Origin of the sequence: Hymenobacter sp. BRD128 (genome assembly GCF_013256625.1) — a bacterium.
GTDB lineage: Bacteria > Bacteroidota > Bacteroidia > Cytophagales > Hymenobacteraceae > Hymenobacter.
In genome coordinates this window covers 3,400,105-3,421,247 of sequence record NZ_CP053908.1, presented here as the reverse complement: position 1 = coordinate 3,421,247, position 21,143 = coordinate 3,400,105, and the positions used below count along the sequence as shown (strand labels likewise).

The window sequence follows — 21,143 nt, the reverse complement described above, 5'->3', positions numbered from 1 at the left end:
GACAGGCAACTTTTTTAGGATTTTTGAGTAGCTCAACATTTAGCGCGCTAATGTGCTTGCTGCTTGCGGATTAAAAAAGCAGTCAAGCTAAAAAAAGTCATTTTACCGGTAGATAGCTAGCTTGTGCGGACAATAAAGTGCAGTTTTATGCGGGTGGTAGTATCAGAAATTTAATGGACGCGGATTGTGCAGAAAGCTTATATCATAATTTCATAAACCACTGATAATAACTCGAAAATATTATAAAAAAATTATACTTTAACTGGATTAAGTCACTTTGCTTGGCCTTTAGTACATGCTTTAAAAGGCCACGGCAGACACTTTTTTCGTAGCAGGGTGGTTGCAACGTGATTACGTTCAATATTTTCTTTTCTGTGTGCTATGAAAATCCCTCTTACCTTCCCGTGGATTGGCGCTGCTACGATTCTTATAGTGGCCGCCAGTAGTTGCACAAGCATGGCGCATGGCCTGGGTGCGCCTTTGGCAGGTCCGCCGGCCTTGGCCGTAGAGTTTGTACAGGCCTGTGCCAGTCGCCTCGACCTCACTGAAGCCCAGCGGACCAGTCTGCGGGAGTATCTGGAGCAGGAAATTGAGTTTATGAACGTGCAGGCCGTTAATCATCCGGCTGCCGAAGTGGCCGAGCTTATTCCGGCCGAGCGCGAGCAGCTCCAGCGCGTGGCGGGGCACCTGATGTCGCCTAGCCAGCTGAGCCAGTTCCGCGAGCTGGAAGCCACGCCCCAAATGAAAACCTACCTGAAGCAGATGTCGCTGGGCGACTAGCCGGGGCAGCAACTGTCACCAACCAAAAAGGCCGCCCTCATCGGGCGGCCTTTTTGGTGAAAAGTAGGCTAGCGGCGGCCGCCTAGTAGGCCGGGCCACGCCCGCTAGCCTCGACCAGCGCGCGCACCGGCTCGTTGAAGCCCACGGCGTCGTTGAGTTCTTCGAGGGTGAGGTGCAGGCGGTATTTCCAGAAGTGCTGCGGGTTGCTGGGTACGTTGATTTGCTCGTCGTGGGGGTTGGCGCGGCGCAGGCTGGTATCCATGCCCAGGAAGTCCTGGAGCGGGAAAATGGCCCACATGGCCGGCGAGTAGAGGTGCTGGCTCAGCACCTCGCGCACCACCCAGGGCTCGCAGTAGTAGGGCGCCAGCTGGCGCCAGTGGCCCAGCGTGGTTTCGTAGTAGCGCTGGGTGCGCACGCGGTCCTCTTCCCACCAGCCGCGCAGGGTACTCATGTCGTGGCTGCCGGTCGTCACGACCGACAGGTAAGGCGCGTCGTTGGGGTGGCCAAACTCGGTGGCGGGGTTCGAGGGCATCCGCTGAATATTCAGCCCCAGAATGCCGAGCTGGTGCATCACGCCGGGCACCGAGGCGGGCACCATGCCCAGGTCTTCGCCGCAGATGAGCATGTCGGTGGCGTAGCGCACGGCCGGCAGCTTGATAAGCCCCTGCTCGCGCCAGAATTCCTCGTGGCGGCGGAAGAAAAAGTCCACGTAGATATCGTCGTAGAGCCGGCGGCGGCTCTCGTCGTCGGCCAACTCGGCAAAGCTGGCGGTCTTGTTGAGCGTAATGCGCGGGTGGTAGAAGTCGTTGCCGGCGGGCAAAAACAGCACCTCGTTCACGAAGTGATACAAGCCCGGCCGCACGCGCAGCAAAAATTCGGTCCGCTCGGGGCTAGCCGCAAGCTGCTCATCCACATACGTTTCGATGAGGCGCTGGCTGCTTACCTGGGGCTTGAGCTGGATGGCACCGTACTGGTCGGCCGTCATAAACTCGTCGAACACGGCCTGGGCGTCGTTACCAAACGTGCGCTCCAGCAGGTGCCAGCGGATGTAGGGCTCGCAGAGGCGGCCGTAGTCGAACCACCCTAGCCGGCGCACTATCTCGTCGCGGTGCAGGGGCAGGGCGGGCGAGAAGTGCCCGAGTAGTCCCTCCACTGAGTTTTCGGGCATTTCCCAGATGCGGAAGAAGCCCAGAATGTGGTCGATGCGCAGGGCGTCGAAGTAGCGAGCCAGGTGGCCCAGGCGCTCGCGCCACCACTTGTAGTTGTCCTGGGCCATGCGCGCCCAGTTGTAGGTCGGGAAGCGCCAGTTTTGGCCGCTGGTCGAGAAATCATCGGGCGGGGCGCCGGCCTGCTGGTCCAGGTGGTAAAGCTCGGGCTGGGTCCAGGCGTCCACCGAGTGGCGGTAGATGCCGATGGGCAGGTCGCCCTTGAGCACCACGCCGCGGCGGCGGCCGTAGTCCACGGCGGCGCGCAGCTGCTTGTCGAGGTGAAACTGCGTGAAGAAGTGCAGGCCAAACTCGTCGAAGTCGGGGCCGTGCTCAGCGGTGAGCTGGGCCAGGCCGGTGGGCGCGTGAAACTCGCGCGGCCACTGGTTGAAGTCGGCGGTGCCGAAGCGCTCGCGCAGCGCCGAGAAGGCGGCGTAGGGCACGAGCCAGTTAGCCTGCTCGGCCTTGAAAGCGTGGAACTCGGGGTCGGCCAGGAACTTCTTTTTCTCCTGCTGATATAAGAGCTTGAGAAACTTCCACTTGGCGTTCATCACGGCCTCGTAGTCCACGAAGTCCTTTGCGTTCAGTTCTTCTCTGAGGCTAGCCAGCTCGGCGCGGGCGGCTTTGTCCTTAAGCTCGGCAATGCCTTCGAGGTGCAGGTACTGCGGGTGCAGCGCAAACACCGAAATGGCGGCGTAGGGGTACGAGTCGACCCAGGTATGGGTAGCCGTGGTGTCGTTGATGGGCAGAATCTGCACCAGGTTCAGCCCCGTTTTCTCGGCCCAGTCGATGAGCAGCTTGAGGTCGGAAAACTCGCCCACGCCCAGGCCTTTCTCGCTGCGCAGCGAAAACACGGGCATGGCCACCCCGGCCCCGCGCCAGGGCTGCGCGGCGTAGCGGAAGCCTTCGTCGGCGAGCACGGTGAGGGTGCCGGGCTGGGCGCTGCCGGCCGGCAGCACGCGGTCGTCGCCGGTTTCGAGCTGCACCACGGCGTGGCGCCGGGGGTCCCAGAAGCCGTATTTGTAGCGCAGCTCCTGGTCGGGGCTTTGCAAGGCCAGCTCGGCCTGCCAGGCGGGGTAAGTAGCGTCGCTGAGAATGAGTGGGTGGGTGTTGTCCCAATTGCCGAGGGCGGGGTCCGAGCCCAGCACGCACACCTGGTGGTGCGGGTCGACGCGCGGCGCTTCGAGTTGAAAGCGCACGCTGGCCGGGGCGGGCACGGCTTTTTTGCCTTTGGCAGCGCCTTTTTTGGCGGGGGCGGGGCTAGCGGTGCCGATGCCGGGGTGGTGGGGCGGCCGGCGAAACAGCGCCTTGGTGAAAGCCGCCGTAAAGAGCTCGTTTTCAGGCTGGGCAGGCGCACGCCAGAAGTCACGTACCGTCAGGCTGGCCGGGCTGGCGGGCACGGCCAGGGTGCGGTTGTCGCCCCATTCCCACACCACGCCGCCGCCCTCAAACAGCAGCACGTATTTATAAATTACTGCGGTAGCATCGGCGGGCACCTCCAGGGAGGCGCTCCAGCGGGTGGTGGCTTCGTCGTAGGCCAGGGGCAGGGCCTGGGTCAGGTTCCAGTGGCCCAGGGCGGGCAACGAGCCGCATACCACCAGGCGCTGGCCGTAGGTGGTGCGGTAGGGGAGAGAAAAAGTCAGCGTCATGCAACAAGCCAGATAAGGCCGCAAGATACTGCCCCGCCGCCCGGCCCGGCCCATCGACCCAACGACGGGCGCGCCTCTGCCGTATGGGGGTTCCTACTGCTTCACCTTCGGCCCTCACCTTTTTTGCTGATGCGCTTTCCCCTGCTTCTTGCCCTGCTGGGTACCAGCCTGGCTGCCGTGGCTGGTCCTCCGGGCTACCATGCGCCCCGCCGCTTTCTCACGCCCAGCCGGCAGCCCTACCACCGCGACCCGCTGCGCATCAGCGGGGGCGTAAACGTGGCGTATTATAATGGCGACCTCACGAGCAAGCTTTCCCACAACACGCTGCGCGTGGGCGTCAACGTGGGCCTGACCAAAACGCTGAGCCCCCACCTAACCTTCGTGAGCGACCTGAGCTACCTGCACCTCAAGGCCGTGGATGATTACCCCGACCGGGGCTACAGCTTCAGTGCCGACAACAGCCTGCTCACGGGCCGCCTGCAATACAACCTCTTTGCCGATAAGAGCCTGTACATCGGTCCCACGCACAAGGAAATGCCGGTGCTCGTCTTTGTCGAGGCCGGCGTCGGGGCCACGATATTCAATCCGTCGGCCGCGCAGCATGGGGTGCCGCTGCCCCCCGAAGGTCGCAACACCTACCCGGCCCTGGCGGCAGTGCTGCCCGTGGGCGGGGGCGTCACGCTGCGGGCCAGCAAGCGCCTGGCTTTCACGGTAGAAGCGCTGTACTACTTCAGCAGCACCGACCTGCTCGACGACATCAGTCAGCGCGGTAACCCCGACAAGCTCGACGACTTTGGTACGCTGACCTTCAAGGTCGAGTTCTCGCTTGGCAAGAGCCAGAAAAAGCCCCTCGTGCACAACAATTAATGCAAGGAGAAATTGGGAAGGAGAAATATTTCTGGTGATTATTCCTCCTTCCCAATTCCTCCTCTATTTCCCGGTTAGGTAGTCGGCGGCCAGGGTGGCGAGCGTTTTCACACCCAGCGGAAAGGCGCTCTCGTCAACCCGGAAGCCGGCGGTGTGGTGGTCGGCCACGGTGCTGGGGTCGGTGCCGGGCGTCATGCCGCCCAGGAAGACGAACAGGCCGGGTACTTTCTCCTGGTAAAAGGCAAAATCTTCGGCGCCGGTAGTGGCTTTAATCTCGACTACGTTGCTAGCCCCGGCGGTGCGCTGCATGGTGGGCAGCATGCGGGCCGTGAGGGCCGGGTCGTTGTAGGTGACCGGCACGTAGGGCTCGATGCCGACCTCGGCCGTGGCGCCGTTGGCGGCGGCAATGCCGTTGGCGGTGCGCTTTATGGCCGCCCAGATTTGCTCCTGCGTTTTGGGGCTGAACGCCCGGATGGTGCCGCTGAGGGTGGCATCGGGCGGAATGATGTTGTAGCGCACGCCGGCCTGCACGGTGCCCACCGTCACCACGGCGGCATCCTGCGTCAGGTCAAGCTGGCGGCTCACGATGGTTTGCAGGGCCGTGATAATCTCGGCGGCCGTCACCACCGGGTCCACGCTGCTCCAGGGCTTGGCCCCGTGGCTGCCCTTGCCGATGACCTTCACCGTGAAGCGGTCCGAGCTGGCCATCTCACCCTGTGGCCGGTACTGGAGCTGGCCCACCGGGGCCGAGGCCCAGATGTGCAGCCCGAAGATGGCATCCACCTTGGGGTTTTCGAGCACACCTTCCTGCACCATGAGCTTGGCGCCGCCCACTACGCCGGGCAGCGAGCCTTCCTCGGCGGGCTGAAAAATAAACTTGACGGTACCGGGCAGGTCCTTCTGCACCTGGCTCAGCACCTCGGCGGCCCCCAGCAGCATGGCCACGTGGGTGTCGTGGCCGCAGGCGTGCATTACGCCCACGGGCTGGCCCAGGTAGGTACTCTTGACGGTGCTGGCGAAGGCTAGCCCGGTGGTTTCGGTGAGGGGCAGGCCGTCCATGTCGGCGCGCAGGGCCACCACGCGGCCGGGCTTGCCGCCCTTCAGAATGCCTACCACGCCGGTGCGGCCCACGCCGGTGTGCACTTCCAGGCCCAGGCTCTTGAGCTGGGTGGCGATGAGCTGGGCGGTGCGGGTTTCTTCATTGCCCAGCTCGGGGTGCTCGTGCAGGTCGCGCCGCCAGGCCACCACCTTAGCTTGCTCGGCGGCGGCCAGGGTGGCAATGCGGGCATCGAGGGCGGCGTTGGGGGCGCCCCCAATCTTAGGCGGCGCGGCCGTGGCTGCCAAGCTAAGGGTTAAGGCGGCCAGGGCAATAGGGGTAGCGTATGTCATAGCCCGCAAGGTACTGCCCGGGTGCAGATTACCAAGGGCTGGCCCGGCCACTGGGAACGCTCGTGGCTGGTCGGCGTGTTATCGCTAGGTTACTACGTATCCGATGGTTGGGCTTATTTTTGCTGGCTAAGCCCCGCCCTCGCTTTTAGTCGCCTGCCCTATGCCCGTCCTCCCTTCGCTCCCCACTGCCCTGCCCACCCCTGCGGAAGAAGCAACCCCGCTGGGGGCCTGGGCCACGGCACTGGCTAGGCCGGCCTTTCGCCTCAGCTGGGCTTTGCTGCTGGTGCTGCTGTTTGGGGTGCTGGTGCCGCTGGTGCCGGGCTTCTTTGTGTGGGTGCAGGCCCGCGAGGGCGCTGTGCTGGCCGACCCGCTGCTGCACTTGCTGCCGCGCCACGACGTAGCTACGCCGGTTTTTGTGCTTATGTACGGCGGGGTGCTGGCGGCGGTGGGCTGGCTTACGCGGCAGCCACAACTTTTTTTGCGCGGGCTCTGGGGTTACCTCATTTTACTGCTGCTGCGCATAAGCACCATCTGGCTGGTGGCCCTCAACCCGCCGCCCGGCCTGCTACCCATGCCCGACCCATTCACGGCGCTCGTTTTCCACACCACCGCCAGCGAGGCCATTACCAAGGACTTATTCTTTTCGGGGCACACGGCCACGGTGGCGCTGCTGGCGCTGGCCGTGCGCGGCCCCTGGTTCCGGCGGGGGCTGGCCCTGGTGGCGTTGGCAATTGGGGTGCTGGTGCTGGTGCAGCGCGTGCACTATAGCTACGACGTGCTGGCCGCACCCTTTTTTGCCTGGTTTGCCTACTGGCTGGCGGGGTTCATAGTGCGGCCAGCAATTAAAGATGCTTCCGCTGCCACCCGAGCAACCGACCAACTCAGCTAATATCTCCGGTCTGGTACCGCACAACGGGCTTCCACCACCTAGTGGCAGCAGCCCGCTGCTTGCCAGTAGTGGGGGTGGCCAGGGAGAATTTTTTGGAGCAGGCATTATGAAGGAGAGTGCTCTCTGTGCCCGCTGGTGCGGCTAGGCCGGTGTGGAGGCGGCAGCTTCGGGAGGGCGGACGGGGCCAGCCGGCGCGGGGGCCAGGTCCTGGCGCAGCCACTGACCGCGCAGGTACCACGCGCCGGCTAGGGTAGCCGAGAGCACGTTGGCCACCACAAACGACCACCACAGGCCATGAAAGCCCAGGGCCGTGTGCCGCGACAGGTACCAGGCCACCGGAAACTGCAGGCCCCAGACCCCGATGATGGTGAGCACCATAGCGCCCAGGGTGTTGCCAGCCCCGCGCAACGCCCCCGAAATGCACTGCTGCACGCCCGTGAAGCAGAGGCTACCCACGGCAATGCGCACAAACTCCACGGCGTCGCGCGTCACGGCCTCATCGCCCTTGAGAAAGAAGCGCACCAGCGGCTCGGCGGCCAGCCAGCCGGCAATGCCCAGCAGCAGCAGGCCGGTAAAGCTGAGGCCGATGGCGTAGTTGGCCGTTTGGCGGGCGCGGGGCAGGTTGCGGGCCCCGATATTCTGGGCCACGAGCGTCGAGCAGGCCAGCGAGATGCCTAGCGCCGGGATAATGCCCAGCGCCAGAATGCGTGAGCCAATGCCGTAGGTGGCCAGCACCGTGGTGCCAAAGGCGGCGGCCAGCCCCGTGAGCATCGACAAGCCCAGGGCGCGGGCCGAGAGGTCGACCGACGAGGGCAAGCCCAGCTTCACCGAGCGGCCCATGAGCGCCCAGTCGGGCCGGAAGCCCCGGAAGCTGAGCACGATGCCCGACCGGCCCCGCAGCAGCACCCCCAGGCCGATGGCCACCGACAGCACCTGGGTGCCGAGCGTGGCCACGGCCGCCCCGGCCACGCCAAAGGCCGGCACCGGCCCCCAGCCGTAGATGAAGAGCGGGTCGAGCCCGAAGTTGAGCACCAGCGTGCCGATGTTGATGTACAAGGGAATGCGCACCTCGCCCACGCCCCGCATCAGGGCCTGAAACATAAGGAAGCCAAAGTTGAAGACCAGCCCCAGCATCAGCACCCGCTGAAAGGAATTGGCCAGCCCGAAGATGTCGGGCCCCACCCCAAAGAGGCGCAGGATGAAGGGCGAGGCCGCGTAGGCCACCACGGTGAGTACGAGCGCTAGGCCCGTCTCCAGCACCAGCGACTGGGCCGCAATGTGGTTGACCTGGGCTAGGTTGCGGGCGCCGTAGTTCTGAGCCACCAGCACCGAGCCGGCCACCGAGAAGCCCGAGCCCAGGGCCACCAGCAGGAAGTTGATGGGAAAGCACACGGCCACGGCCGCCACCGCGCTCGGCCCCAGGCGCCCCACCCAGTAGGCATCCACGAGTTGATAGCCGGTCTGAAGCAGATTGCCAAACACGATGGGCAGCGCCAGCGTGAGCAAGGCACTCAGGATAGAGCCCTGGGTGAGATTGGGACGGGCAGTGGCGACGGGTGCGGGCATACTGCCCGCTAGTACGGCAAGGATGAGGGTAGGGTGCATGCCCAACGGCGGGAAGCGCGGCAGCCGCCTGGCTTCCCGCCGTGCATAAGGACACCGGTTAAGGTGCCAGCCAATGCGCCGCTCCTGCTATACCTGAGCCATGCCGCCGTCTACAAACAGCTCGATGCCGGTTACGTAGCTACTGTCGTCCGAGGCCAGGAAGACGACTGCTTTGGCGATTTCGTCGGCCTCGCCCATGCGGCTCAGCGGCACAATGCTCACCATCTGCGCCTTAAACTGCTCGGCCTGTTCGGGCGAGGCGGCTAGCCCATTGAGGCCGGGCGTTTCGATGGGGCCGGGGCTGATGGCATTCACCCGAATTTTGCGGGCTTTGAGGTCGGTGGTCCAGGTGCGGGCCAGCGAGCGGATGGCCGCCTTGGTGGCGCTGTAAATACTGTCGCCCCCGAAGCCCTTCGAGCCCACCACCGACGACATCACGATGATGGCCGCGCCGTCGGCCAGCAGCGGCAGCGCCTTCTGCACCGTAAAGACGATGCCTTTCACGTTGATGTCGAACTGCCGGTCGTAGTGGTCTTCTGTTACCGCATCGATGGGCAGGAACTCGGCAATGCCCGCGTTGGCAAACAGCACATCGAGGTGGCCTTTTTGCGCCTTGATAGTGGCAACGGCCCGGTCGAGGTCGGCCAGGCTGCTTACGTCACCCTGAATGCCAACCGCTTGGCTGCCAAGCGCTTGCACGGCCGCGTCGAGTTCAGCCGACCGCCGGCCGGTGATGAAAACAAACGCGCCTTCGGCTACGAAGCGCTGGGCCGTGGCTAGGCCGATACCGGCCGTACCGCCCGTAACGAGGGCAATTTTACCGGCGAGTTTTTGAGAAGTTACCATGAGCGAAAATTGTGTGTGATTAGTTTCAAAAAGGAACTAATGAAAGTTTCATTTAGTTACTAAAACCAATCATTTTGCCTCACAAACTGGTTACCTCGCCGTAACCAATGAGTAAAGCGTTTATCCACAAGCGGGCAACCTCACTGCCAATTGACATGCGCGACACTGCTTTCTGTACTTCCGCCTGTTCGATGACGCGCACAATGGGCGTGCTGGGCGGCAAATGGAAACCCATCATCATCACCCAGCTCGCCGACCGCCGCGTTCGCTTTGGGCAGCTGGCGCAACGTATGCCGCTTATTTCGCGCAAAGTGCTGACTGAACAGCTCAAGGAGCTGGAAGAAGACGGCATTGTGCGCCGCGAAGCCTTTGCCGAGCTGCCCCCCCGCGTCGAATATTCGCTTACCATGTATGGGTTAGAGCTGCTGCCCATTCTTGCCCAGCTCTGCGCCTGGCACAGCGCCGCGCCGGCTAAGTAAAACAGGGGCCGGCATGCCGAGGCACCGCCTCAAGAGCCCAGCCGCGATGCGAACCTGCCCACCGCTAGGCTAGCGCTGCACTTCGTACTTGCGCTTGATAAAGTCGAGCATTTCGCGCACGTGCTCATCGGTCTTGTTGGCCTCGATTTTCCACAAGGCTTCAATCAGTAGCAGTAGCAGGCGGGTTTCTTTGTCGGGCTCGGGGTAGCCCAATTGCTCGAAGGCTACCCGCAGCCGTGCCGGCACCGGGCGCATAAAGCGTTCGTGCTGCTGCTTAGCCATTTCGCGGTCGGCCAGCCGGTATTGCAGCTTCCAGAAGTGCGGCTCTTCCAACACCAGTTTGTAAGGCAGGTCAATCACACTATGGATAAACGTGAGCGGGTCAGTTTCGAGCAGCCCGCCCCGGTTGTGCTCGATAATGCGCTGGTAGCCACTCTTGATAATAAAGTCGAGCAGCTGATCTTTTGAGCCGAAGTGCTTGAAAATAAGGGCTTCCGAAACACCGGCTGCCTTGGCAATCTGTTGGGTGGAAGTGTTCTCAAACCCTTTGTCCCCAAATAGTTGCAGCGCCACATTGGCAATGTGTTGGCGGCGGGTAATCATAACGCGGTGGGGTGGGTGGGCCAGCGGGTTGCCCAGAATGAGGTACAAAGTTCGGGCATAATTGCTGTATCAACAGCGAAAGCCTCGTTTTATTCCCTTGCGGAGCGGTTTGTGGCTGGCAGCCAAAAAAAACCGGCCGATTCGGAGTTACCAAATCGGCCGGTTGGAAAACGTTCAGGGTCTGCCAGGCCGGGGCGGGGCAGATAGTCATAACCGGCTGGGGTGGGACGACGGCCGGGTAATCAGAGTGTGGGACGGAACCAGGCGGGGTGGGACGACGACTGGCGAAGAGAATGTGGGTACCAACTGGGGTGGGACGACAGCTGGGCAACGTAAGAGTGGACAACTAACCGGGTGGGACTCGCTAGCTGTTTGTGGGAACAATATTACGACAGAAAAGTAATCAGCGGTAAGTGTTAGCTCACCAAAAGACGGTGAGTGGATACTCACCGGTATTATTTCTATTTATCTTATTGATTATCAGTGACAAAATTTTCGTGCAAAATTTTGTCATTTTAATAAATATTGCTGCTGGTCAACACCAACCTATCAATTTGTACCGGCGCTACTGAAAACGATTGCAGCCCTAGTAGCTACGTGAATTTTGCAAAAACGGCCATTACTTCTCGATAAAGGCTACCTACAGCCCTAATACCCGCTAAAAACGGCAAAAATATACGAGCAGAAAATAGACTGATTTACAAGTACTTTTCGTAGATGCCGGCCGCAATTTTTTCTACAAGGGGCTTGGGCACCACGTTGGTAAGGCGCGCCGATACCTTATTAAGTATGCCTGGTATAAACTCGGCCTTGCCGGCAAAAAGGGCTTTGAGGCCGGCCTCGGCTACCTGTTCAGGGCTCATCGACACTTTATTGGCGACGGCCTGGAGCTCGGTGCCCATGCCGGCGCGGTTGCCGAAGTCGGTAGTGGTAGCGCCGGGGCTGAGGCAGGTGACGGAGATAGTGCTGTCTTTCAACTCATAGCGCAGGCCGCGGCTGAAGCTGAGTAAGAACGCTTTGCTGGCGGCATACACCGTGAGCGAAGGCACGGCCTGGTAAGCAGCGGTGCTAGCCACGTTGAGGATGTACCCTTTGGCAGTGCGGCGCAGCAGTGGCAACAGCGCATAGGTGAGTTGCACCGGCAGGTTGAGGTTGAGTTGCAGCATATTAAGCTGCTCTTCCAGATTCAGCTGCTCGAAGCGGCCCCACAGCCCGTAGCCAGCATTATTAATGAGCACGGCCAAGCCTTCGGGTGCTTGGTGGGCGGCCCAGGTGGCTACCCCGGCGGCGGCATCGGGCGCGGTAAGGTCGAGGGCCAGCACCTGGGCTGGGCGCTGATAGCTGGTTTGAATTTCCTGCGCCAATGCCTGAAGCTGGTCGGCCGAGCGGGCCACGAGCAGCAGGTCGTAGCCGCGCTGGGCCAGGCCTAGCGCCAGCGCCCGGCCAATGCCGCGCGACGCGCCGGTAATGAGAGCAAAAGGCATTGCGTGAAAATAAGAAAGTGATAGATTGTCAGAATCTTATAGAAAAACGTCATGCTCATCCGGTGGCTGTTTGCCGAAGCGGCACTACCGCCGCTATTGGATTAATAACCCTAGCGGTGCGGCAGAGCCGCTTCGGCAAGCGGCTACCGGATGAGCATGGCAAAGCTGAAGCTGACTAAAAAGCTAGCGGAGTAACTATTTGACCAAGTGCAGGAAGCGCAGGTAAAACGGCGTGGGGCTCTCCTCGCTCTTGGGCTGATACTTGCCCCCGATGATGGGCACGTACATGACGCGGCGGCGCGACTCGGGGCCTACCAGCGGCGACTGCGCCACGCGGTGCCACATGCGGCCATCGTGCACGGTGAGGTCGCCGGGCTCGGTTTCGATGGCTATTTCGTTGGGGTCGTAGTACACATCTTTGTAGTACTTTTTGCGAAACAGCATTTTGCCCAGGCCCTGGCGATGGGTGCCGGGTATCACGCGCAGGCCGCCGTTGGTGGCCTTAGTGCCGTCGAGGTGCAGGCCCACGTTGAGCATAGGCCGGATGCGCTTGCCGTAAAACACGTCGCGCAGCGAGTCGGTGTGCCAGCCCATCTGGCTGAATTCGGAGCCTTCTACGTTCACGTAGTGGTTCACTACCAGGCCATCGCGCTCGTTTTCACCCACGCGGCCGCCTTGTATCTCCAGCAGGGGAAACAGCGCCTCAAAACGCTTGTCTTGCAGCAGTTCGTGCAGCACGGGGCTGTGCTGCGAGGCAAAAGCGAAGCGCTGCACGATGGACGAGCCGTCCACATCCTTGCCGTATTTAATCGGAACGCCGTTCACTTTTTCCACGTGGTGGGCTAGCCAGTTGGCTTGCACATCCTGAGTAGCTTTTAAGTAGGACTGCACCTGCTCGGGCGAGGCAAAGGGACGAAAGTGCAGAAATCCGTTTTTAGCAAAGAAGGCGCGCTGCTCGGCCGTTAACTCTTGGCCGAGGGTGAAGCGCGGATAATCGGATAAAGATGCCATAGAGGGAAAAGCTGGCGGAAATAATTTCCGGCCGCCCTGGAATTCAAATGAAAGGGCAAAGATACGTTGGCACGGCGCGGCAAAGAAGGAACAGCCAGCAACCGCTAGCTATACCGCGCGGCCAATAACCGCCTTACGCGGAGTGAAGTTTGCCGGTTGGCGTAGGTTTTGAAGGCCGAGGGCTCGCTTTTGACTGCTTTTTACTTACTCTGGCCCTGTATTATACAGTTGAGCCGCCTAGCCGAGCCAGCCACTGTGGACAAACTTGCGTTATTTGGTGCCGAGTACGTCTGCTACAGTTTGCCGCTAACCTCCTCTACCACCCACGCTATGGTTTTCACCCCCAGCCCTATGCTTCTCAAGCTGCTCTACAACCGGGGCAGCCTGCACAACCTGCCCGACGGCCAGGGGGTGGCGTTCAGTATTAAAAATCGACTTGATACGGTGCGCCTCACGGGCCTGCGGCAAGTGAAACTGGGCGAAGTAGTGGTGGCGGCTAGCCGCATCCGGCTCGACCTGGGCGGGGGCGAGGTGCGAACCGGGACGAGCGTTGGGCCCGACGGCCAGGCTATAGAGCTGCCGGTGGGCCGCGTCCTCACGTTTGTGCTCGACACGCCCGCCCTGGCCGAGGGCATGCACCAGCTGCAGGCACAATTTAGCACCGATGCATTTGGCGAGCTGAGCGTGGAGGTCGAAGATGCCATTGTGAGCCAGGATGGCCGCGTGCGTATCCCGCGCTCCGACGACGACGATTATGCCGAGGCTGCCATTCAGGCCCGGCAGCGCTTTGCCGAGCAGTTTACCCAGCAGGAATTCCGGCACTTAAAAAATTATTCCTTCGACCCGCACGCCCTCAAAGGCAACTGCGAGCACTTTGTGGGCGTGGCGCAGGTGCCCGTAGGGCTAGCCGGCCCGCTGCACGTGAACGGTGAGCACGCGCAGGGCGAATTTCTTATCCCGCTGGCTACTACCGAGGGCACGCTGGTGGCCAGCTACAACCGCGGTATGCAGGTGCTCAACCTGTGCGGCGGCGTGAAGTGCACCATTATCGGCGATGCCATGCAGCGCGCGCCGGTATTCGTGTTTGACGATGCGCGGGGTGCCCGCGACTTTGGCCGCTGGGTAGCCGAGAGCCTGGAGCTCATTCGACCCGAGGCCGAAAGTACCTCGCGCGTGGCTAGGCTGCAATACATTGATACTTACCTCAGCAACAAGTTTGCCTTTCTGCGCTTCAACTTCTCGACCGGCGACGCGGCCGGGCAAAATATGGTGGGCCGGGCCACCTTCGCGGCGTGCTCCTGGATTCTGGAGCACTACAAAGGCGCGCCCATTCGGCATTTTTACCTCGAGTCAAACTTTGCTACCGATAAGAAGGCTAGCCAGATAAACGTGATGCGCACACGCGGCAAGCGCGTGGTGGCCGAGGCGGTGATTCGGCGCGACGTATTGCAGCAGCGCATGCGCGTGACGCCCGAGCAGCTGGCCTACCACGGGCAGGTGAGCAATGTGGGCGCTTTTCTGAGCGGGGCCAACAACAACGGCGCGCACTCGGCCAACGGCATTACGGCGCTCTTTATCGCCACCGGCCAGGACGTGGCCAACGTGAGTGAGTCGAGCGCCGGCGTGCTGTATTCGGAGGTAACGAAGGAGGGCGATTTGTACATTAACATTACCATCCCATCGCTCATCGTGGCCACCCACGGCGGCGGCACCGGGCTAGCCACCCAGAATGAGTGCCTGCGCATGCTGGGCTGCGTGGGGCCGGGCACGGTCTATAAGTTTGCCGAGATAGTGGCCGGCGTGGTGCTGGCCGGCGAGCTGAGCCTGGGCGCCGCCATTAGCAGCAGCGACTGGGTGAGCAGCCACGAGCAGTACGGCCGCAACCGCTAGCCATTAGGCAGTTGAGCGGCTGTGTGGCTACTTATCTTTGCGGCCATAATCTCTCTTTTCTGCAAGTAAGTGAACGCACTATTTCTCACGTTGCTGGTGGCGGCGGGTTACACCACTGCCCAGGCCCAGGCCAGCCACTTGGGCGGCACCGACCCTAGCCGCACCCTCTACCGCGAAGCTAATACCCCGGCGGCCAGCCTGCGTACCCGCGCGGCGACCAACCAGCACTCAACCGAATTTCTCAACAAAGGCACTTACGAAGCGGGCTACCTGCGCCCCCTCGATGGCCGCCGCGTTCTGGTGCTCGGCCTGCGCTACCACGTGGGCCAGCGCGTGGTGCAGGTGCAGGACTCGATGCAAGCCGACAGCACCCACTACTGGCCGCTAGCCGCCGTGCGCGGCTTCGACCTGGGCACCGAAGATGACATACCGCCGGCCGGCAGCCCGGGCGCCGCGCCCGGCGTGCGTCGCTACCGGGCCCGGCTGGTGCAGGAAGGCCGGCAAGGCACCCGCCGTGAGGCAGTTGAGGTATTGACTTCTATCGATTCGGGGCCGCTGCTGCTGGCCTGGCTGCCTGTAGCGGCCGCGCCGGCGGGCCTCACCCAGGTGCTGGTGGCCGGTCCTGGCACCGTCACCACCGAGCCGCTGCGCCCCCTGGAATTGACCGAAGCCGCCGTGCTGCGCCTCTGCGGCAGCCGCGCTACGGAGGTCCGCACCTTTGCCACTGGCCGCCACCTGCGCTTCGACCAGCCGACCGAGGTGGCCAAGATACTGGATTACTACAATCGGGTAGCGGTGGCGAAATAGAGCTGAAAAATAACCCGCATTATCCTGCTGAGCTTGCGAAGCAGGATAATGCGGGTTATTTCCCTCCAAGCAGGGCCAGCTGCGCGGTGCTATCCTGCACCACGTGTAGCGCCTGCTGAAGCTCCAGGTCGGTATCGCGCAGCACGGCGCGGCCAGCTTCAGCGCCGTAGGCACTGCGCGCGATGCAGGCCTTGAGGTAGCTGCGCAGGGCCGGCGCGCAGCGGCGTAGCGCCACCGGGTCGGGCCGCAGGCCGGCCAGCGCTGCCGTGCGCACCAGGCCATCAAGCTCGGTATCGGTAACGCGAAATACCGCCTGGTACTGCGCAAAGCGTAGGCCCGCCAGCTCGGTCTTGTGCTGCTGGTAGAAGGCTAGCGCGTAGGCCCACACGGCACCTACGTGTTGCAGCTTAGCGTAATAAGCCGAGTGCAGCAGCGTATCGCGGGCCACAAAGATGTCGGGCATGATGCCGCCACCGCCGTACACCACCCGGCCGTGGTCGGTGCGAAAGCGCTGCCCAGCGGCAAAGTGCACGCTGTCGGCCGAGTTCAATTCGCCGCGCTGCTGGCGTTCGGTCAGCTCGCGGTTGTAGCTGGCGCGGTCGGCACCGTAAGGCTTCTGAATGCACCGGCCCACCGGCGTGTAGTAGCGCGCCACCGTGAGGCGCAGCTCGCCGCCTTCCTGCAACGCGATTGGCTGCTGCACCAAGCCCTTGCCGAAGGTGCGGCGGCCCACCAGCAGGGCGCGGTCGTGGTCTTGCAGCGCACCGGCCAGCACCTCGGCGGCCGAGGCGCTGTTCTCATCCACCAGCACCACCAGCGGCTGTTGCTCCCAGTCGCCGGCCACGTGGGCATAGGTCTGGGTGGCATACTGCTCGTCTTTGCCGGCGGTGTACACGATTTTGCGCGAGCCCGCAATAAATTCGTCGGCTAGCCTAGTGGCGCGGTCGAGGTAGCCGCCGGGGTTGCCGCGCAGGTCGAGCACCAGCCGCTTCAGGCCTTGGCGCTGCAAGTCGGCCAGCTGGGTTTTAAATTCTTCGTAGGTATTGGCCGCGAAGCGGTTCACTTTAATATACCCCGTCTGGCCGTCTTCCAATAGTACCCCCGGCTCTACCGACGCATTGGGCAGGCGGCCCCGGTTGAGGCGCACGGCCAGGGACTGCGGCTGGCCCGGCCGCGCCACGAGCAAGGTCAGGCTGCTGCCCTTGACCCCGCGCAGCAGCTGGGTTAGCTGCGTCGTGCTGAGGTGCGCCCCGGCCACCGGTTGCGTACCCACGCGCAGTACCTGGTCGCCGGGCAGCAGGCCGGCGGCCTCGGCCGGGCCGCCCGGCAGGGTCGTCACGACGGTGGCCGTATCCCGGAAAAAGTTAAAATCGAGCCCCACCCCGTCGAAGCTGCTTTGCAGGAAGGCATCGACCTGCTCGCGGTCCTTGGCCGGGATGTACACCGAGTGCGGGTCGAGCTTGCCCAGCAGCTGCGCCACGGCATAGTTGGTGAGCCCATCGGCGTCGACCGAATCGACGTAGTCGCGGTCGATGGCAGTCAGGATTTCCTTGTAGCGCAGGTAGCCCCTGGCCGTCGCGTCGGGGTTTTCGGTATGAGGGCGAAACGGATTGGTACCCAAGATAATACCAAGGCCCAAGGTGAGCAGCGGCAGCAGCGCCAGGCGGTACCCCCGGCCGCGGCGAACCGGCGCCGGGGCAGTAGCAGAATCATCGCGGGGCGATGGCAACGGGGCAGGCATAAGCGAATCCGCTGGGTGTATAAGTTTAAATCAACAAGCAGAAAAGGCTATTGCTCAGTCAAATTTATCACGCGCCAGGCAGAAGTGATGGGCCTGACCCACTAAGTTGATTGCTTTCTGCCTAGGCCCACACATTTTCTTGGTAAAAGGCAAAAATACCTGTTGCCTGGCGCAGGGGTTAGGCGAGCACAAAGGCCAGCCTGCTCGCCGCTAGCCCTGCGGCCGGGCCGTATCTTTGTGGTTTACTGCGCCTGCTTTATGTCTACTCCCGCTACCGGCCGCATTCTGGCTATCGACTACGGCCACAAGCGGGTGGGCCTGGCCATTACCGACCCGCTCCAGCTTATTGCGTCGCCGCTCGACACCATTCACAGCCAGGATTTGGTAAAATTTGTGCTCGACTACCATCGGCGCGAGCCGCTGGCGGCCGTGGTGGTGGGCATGCCCCGCACCCTGCTCAACGAGCCCACCGACTCGACCAGCGCCGTGGTGGGTCTGCTGCGCCGCCTGCGCCGCGAGCTGCCCGAGCTGGCCGTCCACGAAATCGACGAGCGCTTTACTTCACGGCTAGCCAAGCAGGCCATGCTGGCCGGTGGCCTGGGCCGCAAGGCCCGCCAGGACAAAGCCACCGTCGATAAGGTGAGCGCGGCGCTTATTCTTCAGTCATTTCTAGAATCCCCCCTACGTTAAATGATTCTCCCGATTGTTGCCATCGGCGACCCCGTTCTCAAAACCCTCGCCAAAGACCTGCCCGCCGACCTGCCCGCCGCTGAGCTACAAAAGCTGGTGGAGGATATGTTCGAAACCATGTACTCGGCCCACGGCGTGGGGCTGGCCGCGCCGCAAATCGGGCGCGCCGTGCGCCTGTTTGTGATGGACTCGGGCCCCATGCTGGGCCCCGATGAGGACGACGAGGACGAGCCCGTAGAAGTAGCCGCGCCCGACGAAATCCAGGAAATGCCCATTAAGCGCGCCTTTATCAACCCCCAGATGCTGAGCGAAACCGGCGAGCCCTGGGGCTTCGAGGAAGGCTGCCTGAGCATTCCCGGCGTGCGCGAGCTGGTGAGCCGCTGCCCCAATATCGTGCTGCGCTACGAGGACGAAAACCGCCAGGTGCACGAGGAAGCATTTAGTGGCATGGCGGCCCGTATTATTCAGCATGAATACGACCACCTCGAAGGTATCTTGTTCACCGACAAGCTTTCAGCTTTTAAAAAGCAGCTGCTGAAAGGCCGGCTGGCCCGCATCAGCAAGGGCGATGTGAAGCACGACTACCGCATGAAATTTGCGACCAGCGGGCGCCGCTAGAGTGCAAGCGGAAAGCAGCTTGCTGACAAAGCCGGTATATCGTCAGATATACCGGCTTTTTTTGTTACTTGCTGGTTTATTCACGGAAGTATTCTTTTATGAGCAAACTGCTGCGCTTTAAGCTGGGTAAACGGTGCCTGCTGCTAGCCCTGGCCTGCTGGCTAGCCCGGCCCGCGCCGGCGCGGGCGTGGGGCTTCTTCGGCCACCGGCTGCTGAATCGACTGGCCGTGTACACGCTGCCGCCCGAGATGCTGCCGTTTTTTAAGGCCAACATTGACTACCTTACCAACAACGCCACCCGGCCCGATTCGCGGCGCACGGTGGTGCCCACCGAAGCGCCGCGCCACTTTATGGACGTGGACGTGTACGGCGACAGCGCCCTCACGCGCCACGGCCTGCCCCGCGCCTACGCCGACGCGGTGGCCCTGGTGGGCGGCGAAGACTCGCTGCTGCACCACGGCATGGTGCCCTGGCAGGTGGCTAGCATGAAAAGCCAGCTCACGGCCGCCTTCCAGGCCGGCGATACTGACCGCATTCTGTACCTGGCTGCTGACCTGGGCCACTACGTGGCTGATGTCTGCGTGCCGCTGCACACCACCCGCAACTATAACGGCCAGCTTACCAACCAGCGCGGCATCCACGCGCTCTGGGAGTCGCGCCTGCCCGAGCTGCAAGCCGCCGACTACGACCTGCTTACCGGCCAGGCGCCGTACCTGGAGCAGCCCACCGAGGCCGCCTGGGCGGCCGTGGCCCGCGCCCACGCGGCCGTCGATTCGGTGTTTCAGATGGAGCGGCTCGTGTCGGGTGAGCTAAGCGAGGACCGCAAATTCAGCTACGAGCAGCGCGGCAACCAGACCATCCGGGTCTACTCGCGCGAGTTCAGCCTGGCGTATCACCGGCGGCTAGGGGGGCAGGTCGAGCGCCAGCTGCGCTACGCGGCGCGGCTCATCGGCGCGTTCTGGTACACGGCCTGGGTCGATGCCGGCCAGCCCGATTTAACCGGGTTGGACCAGCAGCCCTCGGCAGCCGCGCAGCTGCAAGCCGCCTATGAAACGAAGGCCGCCAGCGTGGTGCCCAGCGTAGCGCTGCCGGGCCACGACGAGTAACAAGCGTAAAAAAAGCCCGCCAGTAAGGTCGGGCTTTCTTCGGAGTGAATGACGCTATACGTTCGGGTTACTGCTGGCCAGCACGTCGTAGGCCAGGTTTTCGGCGGGCGTCATGTTGTTGGGGAGGCGAATGTCGTCGGCGTCGTGCACGCGCAGGGTGAGTAGGCCCGAAAGTATCATCGAGCCGCCGCCGAGCACGAGCGTGAGCGAGGAGTCGTTGTGAAACAGATGCTTTGTGAAGAAACCCAGCGTGACGCTGGCCAGCATCTGGGGCAGCACGATGAAGAAGTTGAACACGCCCATGTAGTAGCCCATTTTATTCGACGGCAGCGCGCCGGCCAGCATGGCGTAGGGAATGCTCAGAATGCTGGCCCAGGCCACGCCCACACCCACCATCGATAGCAGCAACAACTGGGGGTTTTGAATAAAGTAGATGGAAATCAGCCCCAGGCCGCCCGCCGTGAGGCAGAGCAGGTGCGTGACGCGCCGGCTCGTGGCGCGCGCAATAACGGGCAGCGCCAGCGCCGCCAGCGCCGAAATGCCGTTGTAGACGGAAAAGCACACGTTCACCCAGTCGGCTCCTTCGTTGTAGATTTTTGAGGTAGTATCGCTGGTGTGATAGATGTGGCTCGTGATGGCCGGCGTGGCATAAATCCACATCGAAAACAGGGCTAGCCAGCTAAAAAACTGCACCACCGCCAGCTGCCGCATAGTGCGGGGCATGTCGGCAATGCCCGCAAACGACTCCTGGATGCCGTGCCAGAAGCCGGCGGTGCGAGCCTTCTCAGCTTCAAACTCAGCCAGGTTTTCGGGCGGGTATTCGCGGGTCCGGATAACCGTCCAGAGCACCGCCAGAAAATACACAATGCCGCCGGTATAAAAGGCGTATTTCAGCGAAGGCGAAATCTCGCCGGCCGGCGCCACATTACTGAAGTGCAGCCAGTTGGTGAAAATATAAGGTAATAGCGACCCCACCACGGCCCCGATGCCGATAAAGAACGTTTGGGCGCCGAAGCCCGTGGTGCGCTGGTTGCTGGGCAGCATATCGCCGACCAGTGCCCGAAACGGCTCCATCGAGATGTTGATGCTCGAATCCATAATCCAGAGCATGCCGGCCGCCATCCAGAGGGCCGATACGTGGGGCATCACCAGCAGGGCTAGCGAGGCGCACAGCGCGCCCACCAGGAAAAATGGTCGCCGCCGGCCCCAGCGCGGGCTCCAGGTGCGGTCGGAGAGGTAGCCGATAATGGGCTGAATGAGCAGGCCGGTGGTGGGCGCCGCCAGCCACAGAAAGGCTAGCTGGTCTTCTTTGGCACCCATCGTTTCGAAGATGCGGCTCATATTGCCATTCTGGAGGGCAAAGCCAAACTGGATGCCCAGAAAGCCGAAGCTCATGTTCCAGATTTGCCAGAAGCTCAGGCGGGGCTTCACGCGCAGCGCCGAGGGGTTGTCGATGATAGCACTACCGGCCATAGCAGCGAAAC

At 62.3% G+C, this 21,143-nt stretch carries 18 protein-coding genes; 9 read left to right on the top strand and 9 right to left on the bottom strand.

The window, feature by feature from the left end; genetic code table 11:
* Nucleotides 1-381 precede the first annotated feature (381 nt).
* A complete protein-coding gene (locus tag GKZ68_RS15115) occupies nt 382-780 on the top strand; it encodes a hypothetical protein (protein WP_173116218.1) in 399 nt (132 codons plus the stop codon).
* Between the two features lie 82 nt (nt 781-862).
* On the opposite strand, the gene GKZ68_RS15110 is transcribed toward GKZ68_RS15115, so the two are convergent.
* A complete protein-coding gene (locus GKZ68_RS15110; RefSeq protein ID WP_173116216.1) occupies nt 863-3,634 on the bottom strand; it encodes a 4-alpha-glucanotransferase in 2,772 nt (923 codons plus the stop codon).
* Between the two features lie 129 nt (nt 3,635-3,763).
* Between GKZ68_RS15110 and GKZ68_RS15105 the strand changes: the two genes are divergently transcribed.
* Nucleotides 3,764-4,501, top strand: coding sequence for a hypothetical protein (locus GKZ68_RS15105; protein WP_173116214.1), 738 nt, complete (start codon nt 3,764-3,766; stop codon nt 4,499-4,501).
* Nucleotides 4,502-4,564: 63 nt separating this feature from the next.
* Here GKZ68_RS15105 and GKZ68_RS15100 read toward each other — a convergent pair whose 3' ends face one another.
* Complete coding sequence (locus GKZ68_RS15100) at nt 4,565-5,890, bottom strand: amidohydrolase (RefSeq protein ID WP_173116212.1); 1,326 nt, start codon at nt 5,888-5,890, stop codon at nt 4,565-4,567.
* A 160-nt stretch (nt 5,891-6,050) separates the two neighbouring features.
* Between GKZ68_RS15100 and GKZ68_RS15095 the strand changes: the two genes are divergently transcribed.
* The gene (locus tag GKZ68_RS15095) at nt 6,051-6,779 is read left to right on the top strand and encodes a phosphatase PAP2-related protein (RefSeq protein ID WP_173116210.1); all 729 of its coding nucleotides are present in this window, start codon (nt 6,051-6,053) and stop codon (nt 6,777-6,779) included.
* A 141-nt stretch (nt 6,780-6,920) separates the two neighbouring features.
* Here GKZ68_RS15095 and GKZ68_RS15090 read toward each other — a convergent pair whose 3' ends face one another.
* Both GKZ68_RS15090 and GKZ68_RS15085 read right to left on the bottom strand, forming a co-directional pair.
* Nucleotides 6,921-8,345, bottom strand: a complete 1,425-nt coding sequence (locus tag GKZ68_RS15090) for an MATE family efflux transporter (protein ID WP_173116208.1) — start codon at nt 8,343-8,345, stop codon at nt 6,921-6,923.
* A gap of 126 nt (nt 8,346-8,471) precedes the next feature.
* The gene (locus tag GKZ68_RS15085; RefSeq protein ID WP_173116206.1) at nt 8,472-9,230 is read right to left on the bottom strand and encodes an SDR family oxidoreductase; all 759 of its coding nucleotides are present in this window, start codon (nt 9,228-9,230) and stop codon (nt 8,472-8,474) included.
* A 155-nt stretch (nt 9,231-9,385) separates the two neighbouring features.
* Between GKZ68_RS15085 and GKZ68_RS15080 the strand changes: the two genes are divergently transcribed.
* Nucleotides 9,386-9,709, top strand: coding sequence for a helix-turn-helix domain-containing protein (locus GKZ68_RS15080; protein WP_173116204.1), 324 nt, complete (start codon nt 9,386-9,388; stop codon nt 9,707-9,709).
* A 69-nt stretch (nt 9,710-9,778) separates the two neighbouring features.
* Here GKZ68_RS15080 and GKZ68_RS15075 read toward each other — a convergent pair whose 3' ends face one another.
* The 3 genes from GKZ68_RS15075 to GKZ68_RS15065 all read right to left on the bottom strand — a co-directional run bounded on the left by GKZ68_RS15075 (nt 9,779) and on the right by GKZ68_RS15065 (nt 12,807).
* Nucleotides 9,779-10,360 carry a TetR/AcrR family transcriptional regulator gene (locus tag GKZ68_RS15075; protein WP_217275263.1) on the bottom strand — a complete coding sequence of 194 codons (582 nt, stop codon included), beginning with the start codon at nt 10,358-10,360 and terminating at the stop codon, nt 9,779-9,781.
* A gap of 650 nt (nt 10,361-11,010) precedes the next feature.
* Complete coding sequence (locus tag GKZ68_RS15070; RefSeq protein WP_173116202.1) at nt 11,011-11,796, bottom strand: SDR family oxidoreductase; 786 nt, start codon at nt 11,794-11,796, stop codon at nt 11,011-11,013.
* Between the two features lie 195 nt (nt 11,797-11,991).
* Entirely contained in the window at nt 11,992-12,807 is an 816-nt protein-coding gene (locus tag GKZ68_RS15065) for a phytanoyl-CoA dioxygenase family protein (RefSeq protein ID WP_173116200.1), read from the bottom strand.
* A 351-nt stretch (nt 12,808-13,158) separates the two neighbouring features.
* On the opposite strand from GKZ68_RS15065, the gene GKZ68_RS15060 reads away from it, so the two are divergent.
* Both GKZ68_RS15060 and GKZ68_RS15055 read left to right on the top strand, forming a co-directional pair.
* Entirely contained in the window at nt 13,159-14,697 is a 1,539-nt protein-coding gene (locus GKZ68_RS15060; RefSeq protein ID WP_367949168.1) for a hydroxymethylglutaryl-CoA reductase, read from the top strand.
* A 69-nt stretch (nt 14,698-14,766) separates the two neighbouring features.
* Nucleotides 14,767-15,504: a hypothetical protein gene (locus GKZ68_RS15055; RefSeq protein WP_173116196.1), complete on the top strand. Its 738-nt coding sequence runs from the start codon at nt 14,767-14,769 to the stop codon at nt 15,502-15,504.
* Nucleotides 15,505-15,559: 55 nt separating this feature from the next.
* On the opposite strand, the gene GKZ68_RS15050 is transcribed toward GKZ68_RS15055, so the two are convergent.
* Nucleotides 15,560-17,245 (bottom strand): S41 family peptidase, encoded by a 1,686-nt coding sequence (locus GKZ68_RS15050; protein WP_173116194.1) that lies wholly within the window; start codon nt 17,243-17,245, stop codon nt 15,560-15,562.
* Between the two features lie 258 nt (nt 17,246-17,503).
* On the opposite strand from GKZ68_RS15050, the gene ruvX reads away from it, so the two are divergent.
* From ruvX to GKZ68_RS15035, 3 genes are all read left to right on the top strand, one after another.
* Nucleotides 17,504-17,935 carry a Holliday junction resolvase RuvX gene (gene ruvX, locus GKZ68_RS15045; RefSeq protein WP_173116192.1) on the top strand — a complete coding sequence of 144 codons (432 nt, stop codon included), beginning with the start codon at nt 17,504-17,506 and terminating at the stop codon, nt 17,933-17,935.
* The gene (gene def, locus GKZ68_RS15040; protein WP_173116190.1) at nt 17,936-18,553 is read left to right on the top strand and encodes a peptide deformylase; all 618 of its coding nucleotides are present in this window, start codon (nt 17,936-17,938) and stop codon (nt 18,551-18,553) included.
* 98 nt (nt 18,554-18,651) lie between these two features.
* Entirely contained in the window at nt 18,652-19,659 is a 1,008-nt protein-coding gene (locus tag GKZ68_RS15035; RefSeq protein ID WP_217275262.1) for a zinc dependent phospholipase C family protein, read from the top strand.
* A gap of 54 nt (nt 19,660-19,713) precedes the next feature.
* Here the strand turns inward: GKZ68_RS15035 and GKZ68_RS15030 are convergent, their stop codons facing one another.
* Nucleotides 19,714-21,132 (bottom strand): MFS transporter, encoded by a 1,419-nt coding sequence (locus GKZ68_RS15030; RefSeq protein WP_254244020.1) that lies wholly within the window; start codon nt 21,130-21,132, stop codon nt 19,714-19,716.
* Between the last annotated feature and the right edge of the window lie 11 nt (nt 21,133-21,143).